General features: G+C 64.0%; 18 protein-coding genes and 1 other RNA gene. 15 read left to right on the top strand and 4 right to left on the bottom strand.

Annotation, left to right across the window (positions count from 1 at the left end; genetic code table 11):
- A partial coding sequence (locus LLH00_02940; protein ID MCE5270218.1) for a tetratricopeptide repeat protein occupies window positions 1-517 on the bottom strand: 517 nt, incomplete at its 3' end.
- Window positions 518-913: 396 nt separating this feature from the next.
- On the opposite strand from LLH00_02940, the gene LLH00_02935 reads away from it, so the two are divergent.
- From LLH00_02935 to LLH00_02915, 5 genes are all read left to right on the top strand, one after another.
- Entirely contained in the window at window positions 914-1,909 is a 996-nt protein-coding gene (locus LLH00_02935) for a D-alanine--D-alanine ligase (GenBank protein ID MCE5270217.1), read from the top strand.
- Between the two features lie 24 nt (window positions 1,910-1,933).
- The gene (folE2, locus tag LLH00_02930; protein MCE5270216.1) at window positions 1,934-2,758 is read left to right on the top strand and encodes a GTP cyclohydrolase FolE2; all 825 of its coding nucleotides are present in this window, start codon (window positions 1,934-1,936) and stop codon (window positions 2,756-2,758) included.
- Between the two features lie 485 nt (window positions 2,759-3,243).
- Window positions 3,244-4,164 carry a M23 family metallopeptidase gene (locus LLH00_02925; GenBank protein ID MCE5270215.1) on the top strand — a complete coding sequence of 307 codons (921 nt, stop codon included), beginning with the start codon at window positions 3,244-3,246 and terminating at the stop codon, window positions 4,162-4,164.
- Window positions 4,165-4,241: 77 nt separating this feature from the next.
- Window positions 4,242-4,339, top strand: an RNA gene (gene ffs / locus LLH00_02920) — signal recognition particle sRNA small type.
- Window positions 4,340-4,491: 152 nt separating this feature from the next.
- Complete coding sequence (locus LLH00_02915; protein ID MCE5270214.1) at window positions 4,492-5,502, top strand: multidrug DMT transporter permease; 1,011 nt, start codon at window positions 4,492-4,494, stop codon at window positions 5,500-5,502.
- 585 nt (window positions 5,503-6,087) lie between these two features.
- On the opposite strand, the gene LLH00_02910 is transcribed toward LLH00_02915, so the two are convergent.
- From LLH00_02910 to LLH00_02900, 3 genes are all read right to left on the bottom strand, one after another.
- Window positions 6,088-6,555 (bottom strand): YbaK/EbsC family protein, encoded by a 468-nt coding sequence (locus tag LLH00_02910; GenBank protein MCE5270213.1) that lies wholly within the window; start codon window positions 6,553-6,555, stop codon window positions 6,088-6,090.
- Window positions 6,556-6,575: 20 nt separating this feature from the next.
- On the bottom strand, window positions 6,576-6,884 hold the full coding sequence (locus LLH00_02905) for a cytosolic protein (protein MCE5270212.1): 309 nt from the start codon (window positions 6,882-6,884) through the stop codon (window positions 6,576-6,578).
- A gap of 268 nt (window positions 6,885-7,152) precedes the next feature.
- Window positions 7,153-8,298: an aldo/keto reductase gene (locus LLH00_02900; protein MCE5270211.1), complete on the bottom strand. Its 1,146-nt coding sequence runs from the start codon at window positions 8,296-8,298 to the stop codon at window positions 7,153-7,155.
- A 308-nt stretch (window positions 8,299-8,606) separates the two neighbouring features.
- Here LLH00_02900 and LLH00_02895 point away from each other — a divergent pair, with 308 nt between their 5' ends.
- The 10 genes from LLH00_02895 to ychF all read left to right on the top strand — a co-directional run bounded on the left by LLH00_02895 (window position 8,607) and on the right by ychF (window position 18,325).
- Complete coding sequence (locus tag LLH00_02895; protein ID MCE5270210.1) at window positions 8,607-9,695, top strand: DUF5009 domain-containing protein; 1,089 nt, start codon at window positions 8,607-8,609, stop codon at window positions 9,693-9,695.
- Between the two features lie 51 nt (window positions 9,696-9,746).
- A complete protein-coding gene (locus LLH00_02890; GenBank protein ID MCE5270209.1) occupies window positions 9,747-11,246 on the top strand; it encodes an ADP-ribosylglycohydrolase family protein in 1,500 nt (499 codons plus the stop codon).
- 281 nt (window positions 11,247-11,527) lie between these two features.
- Window positions 11,528-13,303 (top strand): DNA polymerase III subunit gamma/tau, encoded by a 1,776-nt coding sequence (gene dnaX / locus LLH00_02885; GenBank protein MCE5270208.1) that lies wholly within the window; start codon window positions 11,528-11,530, stop codon window positions 13,301-13,303.
- A 99-nt stretch (window positions 13,304-13,402) separates the two neighbouring features.
- The gene (locus LLH00_02880; protein ID MCE5270207.1) at window positions 13,403-13,732 is read left to right on the top strand and encodes a YbaB/EbfC family nucleoid-associated protein; all 330 of its coding nucleotides are present in this window, start codon (window positions 13,403-13,405) and stop codon (window positions 13,730-13,732) included.
- Window position 13,733: 1 nt separating this feature from the next.
- Complete coding sequence (gene recR, locus LLH00_02875; protein ID MCE5270206.1) at window positions 13,734-14,339, top strand: recombination mediator RecR; 606 nt, start codon at window positions 13,734-13,736, stop codon at window positions 14,337-14,339.
- Entirely contained in the window at window positions 14,332-15,015 is a 684-nt protein-coding gene (locus tag LLH00_02870; protein MCE5270205.1) for a CDP-alcohol phosphatidyltransferase family protein, read from the top strand. The genes recR and LLH00_02870 overlap by 8 nt, the downstream gene beginning before the upstream one ends.
- Complete coding sequence (locus LLH00_02865; protein ID MCE5270204.1) at window positions 15,012-15,461, top strand: phosphatidylglycerophosphatase A; 450 nt, start codon at window positions 15,012-15,014, stop codon at window positions 15,459-15,461. The genes LLH00_02870 and LLH00_02865 overlap by 4 nt, the downstream gene beginning before the upstream one ends.
- Entirely contained in the window at window positions 15,452-16,699 is a 1,248-nt protein-coding gene (locus LLH00_02860; GenBank protein MCE5270203.1) for a competence/damage-inducible protein A, read from the top strand. The genes LLH00_02865 and LLH00_02860 overlap by 10 nt, the downstream gene beginning before the upstream one ends.
- A gap of 144 nt (window positions 16,700-16,843) precedes the next feature.
- Complete coding sequence (locus LLH00_02855; protein ID MCE5270202.1) at window positions 16,844-17,122, top strand: twin-arginine translocase TatA/TatE family subunit; 279 nt, start codon at window positions 16,844-16,846, stop codon at window positions 17,120-17,122.
- 153 nt (window positions 17,123-17,275) lie between these two features.
- Window positions 17,276-18,325 carry a redox-regulated ATPase YchF gene (gene ychF, locus LLH00_02850; protein ID MCE5270201.1) on the top strand — a complete coding sequence of 350 codons (1,050 nt, stop codon included), beginning with the start codon at window positions 17,276-17,278 and terminating at the stop codon, window positions 18,323-18,325.
- Window positions 18,326-18,478 lie beyond the last annotated feature (153 nt).

The following is an 18,478-nucleotide window of genomic DNA, read 5'->3' as shown; positions in this document are numbered from 1 at the left end:
GGCCCGCACCAGCACCGGAAAGGTACTGCAGCCCGGCCCGGATGGCCTTTTCGCCCAGGCGGGCGCGGTCCGCAGCGCGCTGCATCACCACCAGGGCCGCGCCGGTGAACGCCGAGTCCGGGAACCCGGTGGCCAGCGGCTCCAGCACGCGCACCGCGGCGCTGTCCTGGGCCCGCTGGTACAACAGGTTGCCCAGTTGGGCCAGGGTGACCCCGGTGTAATTGGAGACGGGGTATTCGACGATCAGGCGGCGGAACGCGGTCTCGGCCGTATCGGCATTGCCCCGTCCGGCTTCGAGCAAGCCCATCAGGTAGAGGGCGTAGGGCTTGGCCTCATCCCGGCCCGGCTGCACCAGCACGCGTCCCACCACCTCAAGCGCGGTGAGCGTGTCTCCACGCTGGGCCTGACGCGCCGCGCCGCTCAGAAGGCGCAGGCTCTCCTTGGAGGCCGAAAGCGGCCCGGCCAGGGCCAGAAGCGCCAGGCTGACTATCAGTATCGATTCACTCGCTTTTCGCACTTTTCACCCGCTCCGCATTCAATCCGCCGCCCGCTCAGGGCGCGGCAGACTCGCCTGTACTTGTAAAATTCCCGTCGAATCGTTAGCTTATGAGAACAAAACACGCTTATCCCGTGCGCCGGAGCGGAATTCCAACCTGCAGCCGCCCCGCACAGGCTGTAAACCATCGTTCCGGCCCGCCGTCCGGCTGCCGGAATGACGAATATGTCTACATATTTTATACGTCACCCGCGCGGTATAAATTCACCCCGCGCGCTGTCAGAGCCGCCGGCGGCGTCATCCCGGTGGAAACGGCGCGGGAAGCGGCCCAGGCCGCACTAATTATACCGGAGATCGGGTAAAATTGCAAGCGGGCTCTCCCCCGGGCAGGCCCGCGACCCAACGGAGGAAGAAAGAATGAAAGTCACGGTCCTTGCCGGCGGTACGAGCACTGAACGCGAGGTTTCGCTCTCGAGCGCAGCCTGTGTGATCGAGGCGCTGAAAAAAAGCGGGCACGAGGTGACGGCTCTCGATCCGGGCCAGAACTGGCAGGCGTTCGACCCGTCCGCGGCCCCGCTGACCCTGGAGCGCAAAAGCTGCACTCTGCCCCCGGCGGAGTCGATCAAGGTGCTGCAGGGCGGACAGATCGCACTGATAATCATGCACGGCGGCCAAGGTGAGGACGGCACCGTGCAGGCCGTGCTGGAGCTGGCCGGAGTGCCCTACGTGGGCAGCCCTCCGGGTCCCAGCGCCATGGCCATGGACAAGGTGGTGAGCAAGCAGCTTTTCGCCGTAGCCGGTGTGCCCACCCCGCCTTACCTTCTGCTGGACAGCCGTGAGCGCGACTCCTGGCCCGCCGCAGTGGAGGCGGCCCTGCCGTCGATCGGACTGCCGGTCATAGTGAAGCCAGCCGACCAGGGTTCCACGATCGGGCTGGCCCGCGCCGCCTCGGCCGCCGAAATCTTGGCCGCGGCCGAGTCCTCCGCCGCCTACTGCCGCCGTATCCTGGTCGAAAAATTCATCCGCGGCCGCGAGCTGACCGTGGGCGTGGTGGCAGGCCAGGCTCTGCCGGTGCTGGAGATCATCGTGCCCGGCGGGCTGTACGATTTCCAAGCCAAGTACAAGAGCCACGCCAACCGCTACATCTGCCCGGCCGAAATTCCGGACGAGGCCGCCGCGCGGGCCCAGGCGCACGCCATGGACGCGTTCCGGGTCCTGGGCCTGGAGGACTACGCCCGGATCGATTTCCTGCTGGAGGACAGCGGTGCGCTCTGGTGCCTGGAGGCGAACAACCAGCCCGGCATGACCGACAGCTCGCTGCTGCCCAAGGCCGCCCGCGTGCTGGGCCTGGACCTGAGCGGCTTATTGAAGCGCCTGATCGAGCACGCCCTGGCGCGGCGTGGTGTCAAATGAAACGCAACACCCGAGGAGGGCGGATTGAGCGACAAGCCCCTGCGTGACATACAGAGCGAGACCGACCACCGCAACCTGACGATCCAGAAAGTGGGAGTCAAGGGCCTGAGCTACCCGATCACCGTGCAGGACCGGGCCAACGGCAGCCAGAACACGGTGGCGCGCATCCAGATGTCAGTCCTGCTGCCGCACAGTTTCCGCGGCACTCATATGAGCCGGTTCATCGAGATCCTCAACCGGCACCGGGGCGACATCGCCGCCGACAACCTGCACGAAATACTGGCCGAAATGCGTCAGAAAATGAACGCCGAGGTGGCGCACATGGAACTGGAATTCCCCTATTTCATCCAGCGGGAAGCCCCGGTCTCCAAGTCGAAAGCGCTGCAGGAATACCTCTGCCGCTTCATCGGCTCGCTGGGCAGCGACAGCCGGGACACGGATTTCATCCTGGTGGTCGAGGTGCCGGTGACCACGCTCTGCCCCTGCTCCAGGGAAATTTCCGACTACGGGGCGCACAACCAGCGCTCGGTGGTGCGCCTGAGCGTGCGTTTCAGCGAATTCATCTGGATCGAGGACCTGGTGGAGCTGGCCGAGCAGTCGGCCAGCTGCGCGCTCTATCCGCTGCTCAAGCGCCGGGACGAGAAGTATGTCACCGAGTACGCCTACAACCACCCGCGCTTTGTGGAGGACGTGGTGCGCGAGGCGGCCCTGCGCCTGGAGAACATGGCAGGGGTGAACTGGTACCGGGTGGAGGCCGAAAATTTCGAATCGATCCACAACCACAACGCCTACGCCCTGATCGAGAAAAACGACAACCCCTCGTCCGTCGCCCGCTCAGGCACACAGTGACACGCTCCGCCGCCGGCTTTGTCCTGCCCGGCCCGCGCCGGTCCCGCGCGGACCGGACGGCTTAATCGCCGGACCCACCGCACGGCCGCACCCGATCGGTTGTGAAAAGGTTGAAAAAACACAGTTGCGTTTCGGGAAGGGCGGTTGTATCATAGGCTGCGGCTTCATTCGGTCCCTTCAGGATGATTTTTGCGAGATCCGGCCCAAGTTGAAAAATTCCTCATCTTGACGGTTCAGGGGCTCAAAAAGCGGATTTTCGCCCGAATCAGGCCCGAAAACAGAGAAAATTGCGATAATTATTTGCTTTCGGGTTGTGTTTTGTTGTTTGTTTCTTGACACAAAACCCACCCGATCCAGCGAAAAAGCGGTTCTCGCACCACAGTCCGCGAAAAAATTCTTGACAAGCTCTTGCGGCAAGCTTAAACTTTTGGCAACTCCTGCCAGATTCGCGTCGAAACCGTGTCCCACCCGCACGGAGATATGTCATGCCCAAAAAAAGTTGGACAATCCTGGTTGTTCCCCACGATGAAATCCGGGTCCGCCGGCTCAAGATTTCCTATTGGTTGGTAGCCGCCGCTCTGACGTTCAGTTTTACATTCCTGGCCGGCATCGGGTATCTGACCGTAATCTCCCTCAATAAAGAATACAACCACCTGAAACTCATAAACCTTCAGCTCGAAAACCAGCTCCTTACTCAAAAACTCACCGGTGTCGAACAGAAAATAAGCGGCCTGACCCAGCGGATCAGCGGTCTGATGGACGAGAACCAGGTTTTCCGCCGGATCGCCGGGCTGGACCTGCTGGACAACGAGGTGCGCGAGGTGGGTGTCGGCGGCGCGTACATCGGCAACTATGACGAGCTGTTCGAGCTGAACAGCCAGGCTGCCCGTCAGATCTACCAGCAGCAGGACCAGGTGGATGCCCTGTTGCGCAAGTCCGACCTGATCAAGCAGAGCCTGGACGATGCGATCCAGAGCATGCAGTCCAGCGCAGACAAGTGGTCCCATCACCCGTCGATCATACCCACCAAGGGTTATATCTCCAGCTTCTTCGGCCGCCGCGAGCACCCGATCTACCACAACTCCCAGTACCACAACGCCATCGACATCTCGACCCGCATGGGCGAGTCCATCATCGCCCCGGCTGACGGCCGGGTGGTGATGTCCAAGCACCAGGTGGGCTACGGGCTGACTGTGGTGGTGGATCACGGCTACGGGATCGTGACCAAGTACGCGCACCTGTCGAAGAGCAATGTCCGGGTGGGCCAGGAAATCAAGCGCGGCGACCTGATCGCCTTTGTCGGCCAGAGCGGGATCACCACCGGACCCAACCTGCATTACGAGGTGGTGGTCAACGGCGTTCCGCAGAACCCGCTGGACTTCATTCTCGACAACTACATCCCCTGACCCGTCGGCCCGCACCTCGGGTGGGCATTCGGGCCGTGGGTCTTGACAGAAGGGGTTCGTTGCCCTATCTTGAAGCGTCCCAGGTCCACAGGACAGTCGCTCGCTAACCCCGTCAGGACCGGAAGGTAGCAGCGGTACGCTTGTAGTGATTGTCGCTGTGGGCAGCCTGGGACATTTTATTTACAGGCATTTTCTTTTCGCTCCCCCCCAGGCTCGACCGAAATTCGCAGGCCGTTTCCGGCCGTTTCCTTGAGTCGCCTCTGATGTTTCCCGCAACCGGCCCGCCGCTTTTCCGGACCGGAGAAACTATTTTCCCGGAGAGCCGCAATGTTCATCCTGCATTCTTACGCACCGGCGGTGGCTTTGTGTGTGGTGACCATGCTCTGCTGGGGTTCCTGGGCCAACACCCAGAAACTGGCCGGCCGCACCTGGCGTTTCGAGCTGTTCTACTGGGACTACGCCCTGGGTGTGCTTCTGCTGGCCCTGGCTTTCGCTTTCAGCCTGGGCAGCCTGGGCCGCGAGGGACGGCCGTTCCTGCAGGACCTGTGTCAGGCCGGCTCATCCAACGTGATCTCGGCCCTGCTGGGCGGGCTGGTGTTCAACGTGGCGAATATCCTGCTGGTGGCGGCGATCGACCTGGCGGGCATGGCGGTGGCGTTCCCGGTGGGGATCGGCCTGGCCCTGGTGATCGGCGTGGTCAAGAGCTACGCGGTCAACCCGGTGGGCAGCTCAACGGTGCTGTTTACCGGAGTGGCGGTAGTGGCCGTGGCGATCATCCTGGACGCCCTGGCCTACAAGCGCCTGGGCGGCGGCTCCGGCGGCGGCAAGGTGAAAGGCATCGTGCTTTCGGTGATCTGCGGGATCATGATGGGCTTTTTCTACCCGCTGGTGGCCCAGGCCATGGCGACCGATTTCGCGGCGCCCGAGGCCGGGCTTCTCACCCCCTACACGGCGGTGGTGCTGTTCGCCCTGGGGCTGTTCCTGAGCAATTTCATCCTCAACACCCTGGTGATGCGTTTCCCGTTCCGTGGGGAGCCGGTGGCCCTGTCCGATTATTTCAAGGGCTCGTTAGGCGTACACCTTACCGGAGTGCTGGGCGGAGTGATCTGGTGCGTGGGCATGAGTTTCAGCATCATCGCCAGCGGCATGGCCGGCCCGGCGATCAGCTACGGCCTGGGCCAGGGGGCGACCCTGGTGGCCGCGCTCTGGGGCGTGTTTGTCTGGAAAGAGTTCGCCGCGGCGCCCAAGGGCACGGGCAAGCTGCTGACCGGCATGTTCATCCTGTTCGTGGTCGGTCTGGCCCTGATCATCTACGCCCGCACGGCGGGCGTGGCCTGAGCCGGTCAGAGTGAGTCGACCAAGGCCGTAAGAAATAGTTCGATATGCAGGGGCACGGCGCGCCGTGCCCTTTTTATTTGGACAAATCCCCCCGGTCCCAGCAATGTCCGGTTAGGTTTTTGCGTAGAATGTTATGGGCGCACACAGTGTTCGTATCGGAATGACTCGATCCTGGGTCAAAGCCAAGCCCCATGCGGCTGACAGGCCGCCGCTGTTGCCTTTGGGGGCCGCACCTGCCTGAGCCTCCCGCCAGGGCAGCGTGTAATCGAACGTGAAACGTCCGGGGCTGTAATTGCCGCACGGCCCGGCGGCGATTCGCGGCAGCGCCGCCGCTGCATCGCGGCAGCGGAATCAAAGCGCCGGGCACACCACCGCCAGAAGAAGAGTCGTGGTGCGGACGAGTTTGCGGCCCCCGCTGGCTTTGTTGCTTTGGCCGAAACCAAAGCAGAAAAGGGTCTTTCGGCTTCTCACTGCAAGTTCCTAACCGGACATTGCTGCCTCGTCCCCCTTACGCCGGGCCAGGCAAAAAAAGGGGGCCGCCCCGTTTCGGGCAGCCCCCGGTTGCGTAACGATATCAGCGTGCACTCAGGCCAGGGCTATATCCGCCACCTGCGGATGGGCCATGCGCTTGAAATCGTCATATTTCATCCGCATAACTTCATAGTGGCTGCCCCCGTCGAACGCGATCTGCTCATCCAGCTCCAGATGGCTGTCCACCCAGGTGGGCATCCCATACAGCTCGCCGAACGGCGGCATCGCCCCCAGCTCGCAGTCGGGGAACAGGTCGCGCAGTTCCTTCTCCGTGGCCAGGCGGGGGTCCTGCATCTCGGAGGCCCGGGAGAACTTGCCCAGGTCCACCCGGTGCGGGGCCTCCAGCACGGCCATCACGTACCGGTGTCCGTCGGTGAGGATCACCGGCTTGGCCACCTGTCGCCCGGTGGTGTGGATACTGGCCGCGGTTTCCTGGGCCGTATAGGTGACATTGTGCGGCAGAATGTCGTACTCAACGCCCTCGTGGTTCAGACGTTCGATCAGTTTCCTGGACAGAGTCATCGTCGCGGCCCTCCCGCGGTTCAGGCCGGCGCGGCCACCGCCTCGTGCATCACCGGCTCGCCGAACTCATCGAACCGGAACAGGCGGAACGCCCGCTGGCCGTTGTAGTCCAGGACCCGCAGATCATCGCTCTCGCGCAGGTCGCGCAGCACCACGTCGAAATGGCCACCGTAGCGCTGGCGCGCCTGGTCCAGCGGGATCTCGAAAGCGAGGAATTTCTCGATCCCCTTGGCGGCGAGCTTGTCCAGCAGGCCCTGGTCGGTGAGTGACTGGTGGGATGTCAGGATCACCAGGGGCGCTCCCCCGGTGAACAGCAGTGCGGCTTTCATTTGCCTCACCTCCCGTGCAAAGGTGAAAGGCGGCGTGGGAAACAGGAAGATCCAGCGGGGACAGGCGGCGGCGCTCCGTGCAGGTGCGGACAACTGCCGCCGCGGGGCCTCAATTAATTGTATGTCGGGCCGGGCGGGTTTTTCAAGGTCTTGCCGGAAAAAGATTTAACGGCCGGGGAGCTATGCTTTCAGCCTATAAAACAAGACGGGGCAGGCCCCACGGCCCACCCCGGCTCAAAAAGCTTCATTGTCCCGAACCGCCTCAACCTCAGGCAGAAAGCATCTCGCGCGCAGCCAGCAGGTTCTCGCGGGTGGCCAGGCCATGCGGGCAGGCTGTCTGGCAGGGAGCGTCGCAGCCGGCGCAAGCCAGCGGGCGGACGCCCTCGTCCAGAGCGGAGTAGCGGGCCATGGCCTCTTTCTCGAACCCATAGTAGCGGAAATACATCTGGTAGCGCATCACGCTGGCGACATCCACCCCGTTCGGACACTGGGCGGCGCAGGCGCCGCAGTAGCGGCAGTAGCTGTTCTCCACCGCAGCGCGGTAAATCTCCAGCAGGTCCCGGTCCTGGAACGAAAGCTCCTTGCCCACCGCGTCGGAATAGTTGTTCACGTCGTCGAACGAGCGCACGGCGCAGCAGACCGAGCTGATATCCTCGTTGGTCAGGGCCCAGCGCACCACGGCCTGGTTGTACTCCAGGCCCTTGCCGGCCAAGGCTTTCACCTCGCTTTCACGCGAGCCGGCCTTGGTCTTGAACACCACGACGCCGAGGCCCTTTTTCCTCGCCTCGGCGAACAGCTTCTCCTGGCTGGAGTTCTCCATGAAATTGTACTTGCACTGGATGATCTCGTAATAACCCAGGTCAATGGCCTTGCGCAGCACGGCCTCCAAGCTCCCGCTGTGGGTGCTGACCGCCAGGTGGGCGGCCTTGCCGGCCTTTTTCATGCGCTCGAAAGCCTCCGGGATGGCCGGATTGGCCGCCTGCTGGGGCTCATCGCACATGTGGGCCAGGAACATGTCCACATGGTCGGCGCCCAGGTTGCGCAGGCTGCCCTCCAGGTTCTTGACCAGGGTGTCGGCATCCACCTCGCGGTTGCAGTTGCAGCCGGTGGAGAGGATCAGCTTGTCGCGATGCTTTTTCACCGCCGGGGCGATCGCCCGCTCGGCCGCGCCGCTCTGGTAGTCGGTGCAGGTGCAGACCAGGTTGATCCCGCGCTCCACGGCGGCCTCCAGCACGCCCGCGTTCTGCCAGCCGTAGGTGCCGAAACTCACCTCGCTGGCATAAAGACCGGTGGCGCCCAGGGGTCGGTATTTCATGGGGAGAGCCGCTGGCTTGCTTTCGGCCTGGGCCAGGGCCGCCGCCGGAATCGCTCCGGCAGCGAGCAGTCCGTTCCGGAAAAACCCACGACGGTCCATGCGAGGCTCCTTTCGTGAAATCTGTCCGGCGCGGCAGGCAAGTGCCCGGGCGAATGGCCGGACTTGTTGTTGAGAGGACGGCTGGGGGAAGTCAGCCCTGCACTTCACAAAAAAAGTACTCTTTCCGCAACCGGCTGTAAAGACAATTTCCTTGCCTGGCGCGAGCATTCTGCCTAAATAATATATTCGCCCAGCGAGCAGGCGACCGGTGCGGCCGCGCGAGTGGAAATCCTTTCTTTTGCATCCAGTGTTGCGATTCTGTCCGGACGGCAGTGACTCATCCACTCTTTTCCTCCCGGAGATCCCAGATGGGCAAAGACGAAGGCTCGGTGGCAGGCGGTCGCCTGCTGTCTCTGGATGTCTACCGCGGCTTCACCATGTTTTTCATGGCCTCGGCGGGTTTCGGTTTCTCGGTGCTGGACGGCAATCCGGCCTGGCAGTGGCTGGCCAACCAGGTGGAGCATGTCGAGTGGGCGGGATTCTCGGTCTGGGACCTGATACAGCCCTCGTTCATCTTCATTGTCGGGGCGGCGATGCCGTTCGCTTTCGCGATCCGTGCCTCCCGCGGCCAGAGCCGTAGCCAGCAATTCTGGCACGCGCTCAAACGTTCGCTCCAACTGCTCGTCATCGGCTGCGTGATCGTGGCCATTCACAAGAACACCATCCTGGTCGATCTGACCACTGTCCTGCAGCAGATCGCCATCGCCTATTTCTTCGCTTTCTTCGTTCTGGGACGCGGGACCAAGGTCCAGATCGCCGCCGCCCTGGGCATCCTGCTCGTGCACACCCTCTGCTTCGTGCTCTGGCCGGGAGTCGGGCCGGGCGGCCCCTGGGCCAAGAACGCCAATTTCGCCTCCGCGGTGGAGCAGTGGGTATTCAACCGGACCGACGGCGGCGGCTACACGGCGTTCAACGCCATCTCGTCCATCGCGACGGTCATCTTCGGCATCCTGGCCGGCGAGCTGCTGCGCCGCGACATCCCGGCGGGCAAGAAAGTGCGCACCCTGCTTATCGCCGCTGTGGTCTGCCTGGCGCTCGGGGCGGCGCTGTACCCGGCGATCCCGCTGGTCAAGCGCATCTGGACCGCCTCCTGGGCCATTTTCGCGGCCGGCTGGGCCTACCTTCTGCTGGCCCTGTTCTACTGGCTGATCGAGGTGAAGAACATCCGCCGCTGGTCTTTCATCTTCATGGTGATCGGGATGAACTCGATCTCGATCTACGTGTTTTTCCAGATGCTGCGCGGCAACATCAACAACTGGCTCTGGACTTTCAGCGGCCCGCTGCTCGGCCCGCTGGGCGTGCCCGGTCAGATACTCCAGTACTGGCTGGTCCTGGCCGTGCATGTCTACGTGACCTACTGGCTGTACAAACGGAAAATATTCCTCAAGGTGGGCTGAGCCGGACCGTGTCCGGAGCCTGTCGGAGTCAACCCATACAGGAGACCGATTATGTCCTTTCGTCCCGCTTCACGCGTGTTCGCCCTGACCGTGGCCCTGGCTGCCTGCTTGAGCACGGCGGGACTGTATGCCGCCGAGGTGATCCTGCCCACCTCGGTGATCCGCGACAAGGTGCACGGCGGCTGGGTCGGGCAGACCGTGGGCTGCACCTACGGCGGGCCGACCGAATTCCGCTGGCAGAGCACCTGGATCCAGGATTATGTCAACATCGAGTGGAGCGACAGCTCGCTGCTGCGCGCCTACCGCGACCATCCTGGCCTGTACGATGACCTGTACATGGACCTGTCCTTCCTGGCCGTGTTCGACTCGCTCGGCCCCGAGGCCCCGACAGACGTGCTGGCGGGCAAATTTGCCAACGCCGGGTTCACCCTCTGGCACGCCAACCAATCGGCGCGCTGGAACATCCTCAACGGGATCATGCCCCCGGCCAGCGGCTACTGGAAGAACAACCCCCACGCCGATGACATCGATTTCCAGATCGAGAGCGACTTCATCGGCCTGATGTGCCCGGGGATGCCCCAGACCGCGCTGGATTACGCCAATCGCGTGGGCCATATCATGAACTACGGCGACGGGGTCTACGGCGGAGTGTTCGTCGCGGCCATGTACACCCACGCCTTCACCGAGAACGATATCGCACGGGTGGTGGAGCTCGGCCTGGCCAGCCTGCCCGCGGAGAGCCGCTATGCCAAGTGCATCAAGGATGTCATCGCCTGGCACGAGCAGTGGCCGGATGACTGGCGCCGCACCTGGTTCGAGATCGAAAAGAAATGGGGCTCCGATATCGGCTGCCCGGATGGCGCGCTGCAGCCGTTCAACATCGACGCCGTGATCAACGGCGCCTACATCGTGGTCGGCCTGCTTTACGGTGACGGAGACATGGGCCGCACCATCGACATCTCCACCCGCTGCGGCCAGGACTCCGACTGCAATCCCTCCAACGCCGCCGGCATCCTGGGGACCATGCTCGGCTTCTCGGCCATCCCGGAACAGTGGAAACTGGGCCTGGACAAGGTGGAAAACCTCAAGTTCAGCTACAGCGACTACAGCATCGACAGCGCGGTGGACGCCACGCTGCGGGTGGCGGCCAAGATCGTGACCGCCGCCGGCGGCCGGACCGACGCCGACTCCTGGATCATCCAGACCCAGGAGCCCAAGGCCCCGGACCAGGTGGAACTCGGCTTCGAGGGCCTCAAGCCGGTCGAGCACCGCGAGCTGCATCAGGACCTGACGAGCCCGGTCTCGTTCAACCTGGAGGGCAGCGCGTTCGTGGTGGGTGGCCGCATGCAGGGTGACAGCGCCGAGGCGCGCTGCGAGGTGCGGATTGACGGCAAGCTGGTCGAAACCGTGAACATCAAGGGCAACTACCACGACCGCCGCGAGCCGCTGTTCTGGAACTACGACCTGGTCAAGGGCAGCCACACGGTGGAGCTGCGCCGCGTGGAGGGCAACGGGGTGCCGCGCCTGCAGTGGGTCCTGATCTACCAGTGAGTCCAGTCCGGAACGCCGTCCGAGCGTCGTTGCCGGAAAAAGTGTCGTTCGGCCCTGTAGGGGCGGGTTTGAAACCCGCCCCTACATTCGTTTGCAGCCGGCAGCCGGCGGAGGACAGCGCAAAGGCAACTCTTGCATATCATGCTGTTCTCCAACGATTTACAAACAATAAACTCGCCCTTCCAGCCCCCGGACCGGCGCAGGAATATGTTGCCAAGCCGGGCGGTATGAGCTATTTTTCATAATAAGGGAATCGGGATTCCGGCAGAGGGGACACTATATTGAGCTATCTCGTTCTGGCGCGGAAATACAGGCCGCTGGTTTTCGGTGACATCGTGGCGCAGCAGCATGTGAGCCGCACCCTGGTCAATGCGATCGCCGGGGGGCGGATCAGCCACGCCTACCTGTTCTCCGGGCCGCGCGGGGTGGGCAAGACCTCCACCGCGCGCATTCTGGCGCGCGCGGTCAACTGCCTGAGCCCGGTGGGCCAGGACCCATGCAACCAGTGCGAAATCTGCCGCGAGATCATCCAGGGCAGCTCGCTCGATGTGCTGGAGATCGACGGGGCCTCGAACCGCGGGATCGACGAGATACGCGACCTGCGCGAGCGGGTGGGCTACAGCCCCAGCCGCAACCGGTACAAGATCTACATCATCGACGAAGTCCACATGCTCACCCAGGAGGCGTTCAACGCCCTGCTCAAGACCCTGGAAGAGCCGCCCTCCCACGTGATTTTCATTTTCGCCACCACCGCGCCGCACAAGGTGCCGCCGACCATCCTGTCGCGCTGCCAGCGTTTCGATTTCAAGGCTGTGCCGCCGGCCGAGATGCAGGCCCACTTGCAGGGCGTGTTGAGCCGCGAGGGCCTGTCCGCCCCGCCCGAGGTGCTGGAAATGGTCACGCGCAAGGCTGGCGGCGCGATGCGGGACGCCCTGAGCCTGCTGGACCAGGTGATCGCTTTCTGTGGCGTCGATTTCACGGCCGAGCTGGCCGCTCAGGTGCTGGGGGTGTTCGACAGCGAGCTGTTCCTGGAGCTGTCGGGTCTGCTGGCCGAGCGGGACAGCCTGGGCGTGGTGGGGTTTGTAGACCGTCTGGTCGATAGCGGCGTGGACCTGGAGGAATTCTTCCAGGAGCTGACCGCCCACATTCGCAACCTGATAGTCCTGCGCCTGGGCGCCGACCCGTCGCGCCTGGAGGACATCCCGGCCGCCTACCGCGAGCGTTACGGCGAGCTGGCCGGACGTTTCGCGGTCGAGGACTTGGTGCGCTCACTGCACCTTGTGCTGGGTTTCGAGGAGACATTCAAGCGCAGCTCGCAGCAGCGTATCTGCCTGGAGCTGCTTCTGATCCGTCTGGCCCTGCTGGAGCGCAGCGCCGATATCGCCGAGCTGATCGCCCGCCTGGAGTCCGAAAGCGGCGCCCCGTCGGCCGCGGCCCGTGCGCGGACACCCGCGGCTCCACCTCCAGCGCCGCGCCAGGTGCGCGACAGCGGACAGCCGGCCGCAGCCCCGGCAACCGGTGTTCCGCCTAAACCCGCGGCGCCCGTGCGGCCCCAGGTCGAGCGCAGCGCAGCCCAGTCCGCACCCGCGGCAAGCGCACCCGCCCCGGAGGCCACACCTCCGGCAGCGGCGAAGCCGCAGCGGATCGAGTATTCCGGCCCGGCCGACCTGGAGCTGATCCGCCGCCACTGGCCGAAGATCGTGCAGCAGGTGAAGCTTAAGCGCAACGCGCTGGGGCTGGCCCTGGGCGCGGCTACGCCCGGCGCTTTCGACAGCCGGCGGCTGAGCCTGGACATTGATCGGACACGCAAATTCGATTGCGAGAAGCTGCGCGCGGCCGAAAACCGTAGCCTCGTCAGCTCGATCCTGGATGAGATACTCGGCCTGAGCGGCCTGGACCTCGAGCTGCACCTGGTGGACAGCGCGCCCGGCCCCTCCGGGGAGCGGCCCCCGGCCTCGGTGGATGAGAGTCCGGCCGCGCAGTCGTTCGAGATGCTCTGCCGCACCGACCCGGCCCTGTCCCGGGTCAACGAGTTGTTCAACCCGGAGTTGATCTGACTTTCGAGACTCACCCAGTCGTCCGCGCCGCTGTCACGGGGGAACGGACGGCAATCTTTCAACCCGCTTCGCAAGCCGTGTCAACGGCGGGGATGAAAAATGAACAACATAACGCAACTGCTGCAACAGGCTCAGAAGCTGCAGGGACGGTTCAAGCAGATGCAGACGCAGATGGAGAATCAGAAAATAGAGGGCGCGGCCGGCGGCGGCATGGTGCGCGCCGTGGTCAACGGCAAGCAGGAGTTGCTCGAAATACGTATCGACCCCGACATTCTCGACCCCAAGGACCCCGAGATGCTGGAGGAGCTGGTGACTGCGGCGGTCAACAACGCCCTGGAAAAAAGCCGCGCCATTCTGGGCGAGGAAATGAACCGTCTGGCTGGCGGCATGAGCCTGCCGGGCTTTCTTACGACCATGTTCGGCGGCTGACATGTCGCGCAGCGTGGAAAAGCTGATCAGGTCTTTCTCTCGCTTGCCGGGTATCGGCGAGAAAACAGCGGGACGGCTGGCTTATTTCCTGCTCAAGGCCCCGGACGAGGTGACGTTCCAGTTGGCCGATTCGCTGCGCGAGCTGAAAGAGAACGTGTTTTTCTGCTCCCGCTGCCGCAACATCACCGAGACCGACCCCTGCGAGATCTGCGCCGACACGCAGCGCGACCGCGGCCTGCTCTGCGTGGTCGAGGAGCCGAGCGACATCCGGGCCATCGAGGCCAGCCGAATCTTCCGCGGGATGTACCACGTGCTGGGCGGGCATCTGAGCCCGCTGGACGGGGTGGGGCCGGAGCAGCTCTCGTTCGACCTGCTCAGCCGACGGTTGGAGGACAGGGAGGCCCCGGTGCGCGAGGTGATCGTGGCCACCAACCCCAGCGTGGAGGGGGACGCCACTGCGCTCTACATCCAGCGCCTGATCGACGGGCGCGGCATCCAGGTCAGCCGGATCGCCTGCGGCCTTCCCGCCGGCGGCCATCTGGAGTACGCCGATTCTTTCACCATCAGCCAGGCCCTGCGGGGCCGTCACGTGCTCGACCATGACTGAGACAAAGAACAATAACGGGGCGTCAGCGGCCCGCCCCAACGGCAACGGCCTGCTGGGCCACCGTCACCTGCCCAATTTCCTGACCCTGGTGCGGATCGTCCTCTGCCCGGTGATCGCCTGGCTGATCCTGAGCGGACATTCGCTCTGGGATTTCATCCTGGCCTACTACCTGTTCGTTGCCGCCGGCCTGACCGACATCTACGACGGCATCCTGGCGCGGCGGCACCAGAATATCACCACTTTCGGCAAGCTGGTCGACCCGGTGGCGGACAAGCTGCTGCTGGCCGCCACCCTGGTGCCGTTCTACATGCTGAGCGACCGGGTGTACGCGTTCCAGTACGTCACCCTGAGCGTGCTGCTGATCCTGCTGGGCCGTGAGCTGCTGGTCACCCTGCTGCGCTACTACGGGATGTGGACCGGCCATATCTTCGCCGCCAGCCGCCTGGCCAAGTTCAAGACCGCCAGCCAGATGTTCTTCATCGGCTCGGTGATCGTGCAGGTGATCCACGGACGGATGATCGAGTTCCACCCCGATTTCGCCTTCCCCTGGTTTGCGCCGCTGCACCACTGGCTCAACCGGATTACGATCCTGGCGGTCGTGGCCCTATCGCTGATCTCAGCCGCCGAATACGTGATACGCAACCTTCCGATCATCCTCCGGCGGTCCCGCGCATGAAATTTCTGGTCAAGCTGCTCGCCTCGGGCCTGGGCAGCGGGTTCAGTCCGCTGGCTCCCGGCACGGCCGGCTCGCTCGTGGCCGCTGTCATTATCTGGCTCTGCGCCGCCTGGTGGAGCCTGCCCGTGGCCCTGGCCGCCACTGCGGTCGTCTATTTTGTCGGGGTGGCGGTCTGCACCCGGGCCGAGAAGTACTGGGGCCACGACAACGGCCGGATGGTGATCGACGAGGTGGCCGGGATGGGCCTTTCGGCGGCCTGTATCGACGCGCACTCGGTGGTCTGGCTCGGAGCGGCGTTCCTTCTGTTCCGACTCTTCGACATTGTGAAGCCTTTCCCCGCCCGCCGCGCCGAGCACCTTCCCGCCGGCTGGGGCGTGATGACCGATGACATTTTCGCCGGGGCCTGGGCCCTGCTTGTCATTCTGGGGTTGAAACTATGGATGTGACCATTCTGACCATCGGCGCCGAGATACTCAAAGGGCGCACGCTCAACAGCAACGCGCAGTACATCTCGCTGGCCCTCAACGCCGGCGGTTTCGCCGTGCGCGAGGTGCGCACCGTGGATGACAACGACCCGGCGATCCTGGGCGCGCTGGAGGAGGCTTTCCGCAGCGTGCCGGTGATTGTCGCCACCGGGGGGCTGGGCCCCACGCGGGATGATGTAACGAAAAGCGCCGCCTGCCGTTTCTTCAATAGGGGTCTGGTGCAGGATGAAAGTGTGATGCAGCACCTGAAAGCCCTGTTCGCCCGCATGGGCTACGGCTGCATCCCCAAGAGCAGCCTGGGTCAGGCCCTGGTGCCCGAGGGGGCGACTGTCCTGCCCAACCGGCGCGGCACCGCGCCGGGTCTGCTGCTGGAGGAGGCCGGGTGGATGCTGTTCCTGCTGCCCGGCGTGCCGGTGGAGATGGAGGTGCTGATCGACGAGCAGGTGGTGCCTTTGCTCAAGCGGCGTTTCGGCGGCGAGGTGCGGCCCTCGGCGGTGGTGCGCACAGTGGGGATCGGCGAGAGCGTGCTGGCCGAGCGCATCGAGGCGGGCCTGGCCGAGGCGGACCGCGAGTACCTGAGCTACTATCCCAAGGGCGGGCTGGTGGATGTGGTCATCTCGCCCCCGCCGAGCCTGGCCGTCGCGGACAGCGGCACTGTCGAGCGGATCGCCGATCACGTGGCCGCGGTGGCCGCGGAGGGAGTATACAGCCGCGATGAGCGCGACCTGTTCCAGGTGGATGGCGACCTCCTGGCCGGGCGCGGCCAGAGGCTGGCCCTGGCCGAAAGCTGCACCGGCGGCTGGCTGGCGAAGACATTCACCGATGCCCCGGGCAGCAGCCGTTACCTGGAAAGCGCGGTGGTGAGCTATTCCAACGCCGCCAAGAGCACGTTCCTGGGGGTGGAGGAGGCTCTGATCCAGGCCCACGGCGCGGTGAGCGAGCCGGTGGCGCGGGCCATGGCCGAGGGCGTCCGTCAGCGCGCCGGCGCGGATTACGCCCTGTCGTTGACCGGGATCGCCGGGCCGGGGGGCGGCAGCCCCGAAAAACCGGTGGGCACTGTGTTCATCGCCCTGGCCGGACCCGGCGGCACTGCGGTGCGGCATTTCTCCTTCGGCGGCGACCGTGAGCAGGTGCGCTGGCGTGCCGTGGTCAAAGCGGCCGAGTTGCTCTGGCGCACCCTGACAGAGGCTGAAAAATAATTACTCTTTACTTTTCAGGCATTTAATTATAGGTTAATCTGTATTGCGCGTTTCAAGGGGAACTGACGGGTGGAAGTTCAACCTTAACACACAAGCGAAAGTTCACGCCGGTCAAATATATCGCCCGGCAAAAGGAGGTAAAGCATGCTACCGAACATCGGCACCAGCGAACTGCTCGTAATCGCGTTCATCGCTTTGCTGCTTTTCGGGGCCAAACGCCTTCCCGAGATCGGCACCTCGTTGGGTAAAAGCATCCGCGGGTTCAAGAAAGGTCTGAAAGACCTTCAGAACGAGCTCCCCGGCGCCTCCGACGAAGACTACCGGGATGACCGTCCCCGCTACAACTCCGAAAACAGGTCCCAGCAGCAGCAACAGCAGGGCGGCCAGCAGAACAGCGCGCCCCGCAAGGACGAGAACAACTGAGTCGACCCTCACCCGTGCAGCCCGGCCGGACTTTCCAGCCTCCGGCCGGGCTTGTCATGGAATGTATCTGCCTGGTTCGCACAGGCCTCAAAAAAGCCTGTACATCACTGAATCCCTGTCCGTCCGCCGGCATTCTGCTCCCGGCAAAAGAAAATGAAAATAGCGCTGATCGGTTACCCACTCTCCGGAAAAACCACTGTCTTCAACACCCTGACCGGCCTGCACGCCCGGGTGGATGGTTTCATCACCAGCGGCAAAGAGGCCAATGTCGGGCTGATCAAAGTCCCGGACAGCCGCATCGACCGCCTGAGTGAAATTTTCCAGCCCAAGAAAACCACCTTCGCCGAGATCAGCTTCGTGGACGTGGGCGGGATAACCGCCACCGGCACGGGCGGGATCGACGCGCAGAGCCTGTCGTACATGCGCACGGTGGACGCGTTCACCGTGGTGGCCCGCGCCTTCGAGGACGAGGCGGTGAGCCACCCGCTGAACCGCATCGACCCGGCGGCGGATGTCACCTCGCTGGAAGAGGAGATGGCCCTGTCCGACCTGATGATCATCGAAAAGCGCATGGCCCGGCTGGAAAAAGAGAGCAAGCGCGGCTCGGCCGAGCATGCGCTGCTCGAGCGCTGCAACGCGGCCCTGGGCGAGGGCAAGCCCCTGCGCGAACTGGGCCTGAGCGAGGAAGAGAAACGCCTTCTGGCCGGGTTCCAGTTTCTCACCCTCAAGCCGCGCCTGGTGCTGATCAACACGGGTGAGGGCAACCTGGAGGCCGATCCGGCGCTCAAAGCACGCTTCGGCGGCGAGGCGATCTCGTTCTGCGCGGCCCTGGAGCAACAGATCAGCGAGCTGGGGCCCACCGAGCAGGCCGAGTTCCTCGAGGCGATGGGCATCGAGGAGCCGGCGCGTCACAAGTTCATCCGCGCCGCCTACGCCCTGCTCGACCTGATCAGCTTTTTCACCGTGGGCAAGGACGAGGTGCGGGCCTGGACCATCGACCGGGGCACGGATGCCCTGAACGCCGCGGGCAAGATCCACTCCGACATCCAGCGCGGGTTCATCCGCGCCGAGGTGGTCTCGTACGCGGATTTCAGCGCCGAGCCGAACATGGCTCGCATGAAAGAGCTGGGCAAGCTGCGCCTGGAGGGCAAGACCTACCCGGTGCAGGACGGGGACATCATCAATTTCAGGTTCAATGTCTGAGGCCCCGGCCCCGCCACTCCCTGGCCGGCTCCTTCAACCTCAAGTGAGGGAAAAACGATGAAGACATGGGTTTGCACAATCTGCGGCTACCGACAGGACAGTGAGGAGCCGCCCGATTTCTGTCCGGATTGCGGCGCTCCCAAAGACCGTTTT

It is taken from the genome of bacterium, assembly GCA_021372515.1.
GTDB lineage: Bacteria > Gemmatimonadota > Glassbacteria > GWA2-58-10 > GWA2-58-10 > JAJFUG01.
This window is presented reverse-complemented; position numbering and strand designations above follow the sequence as displayed.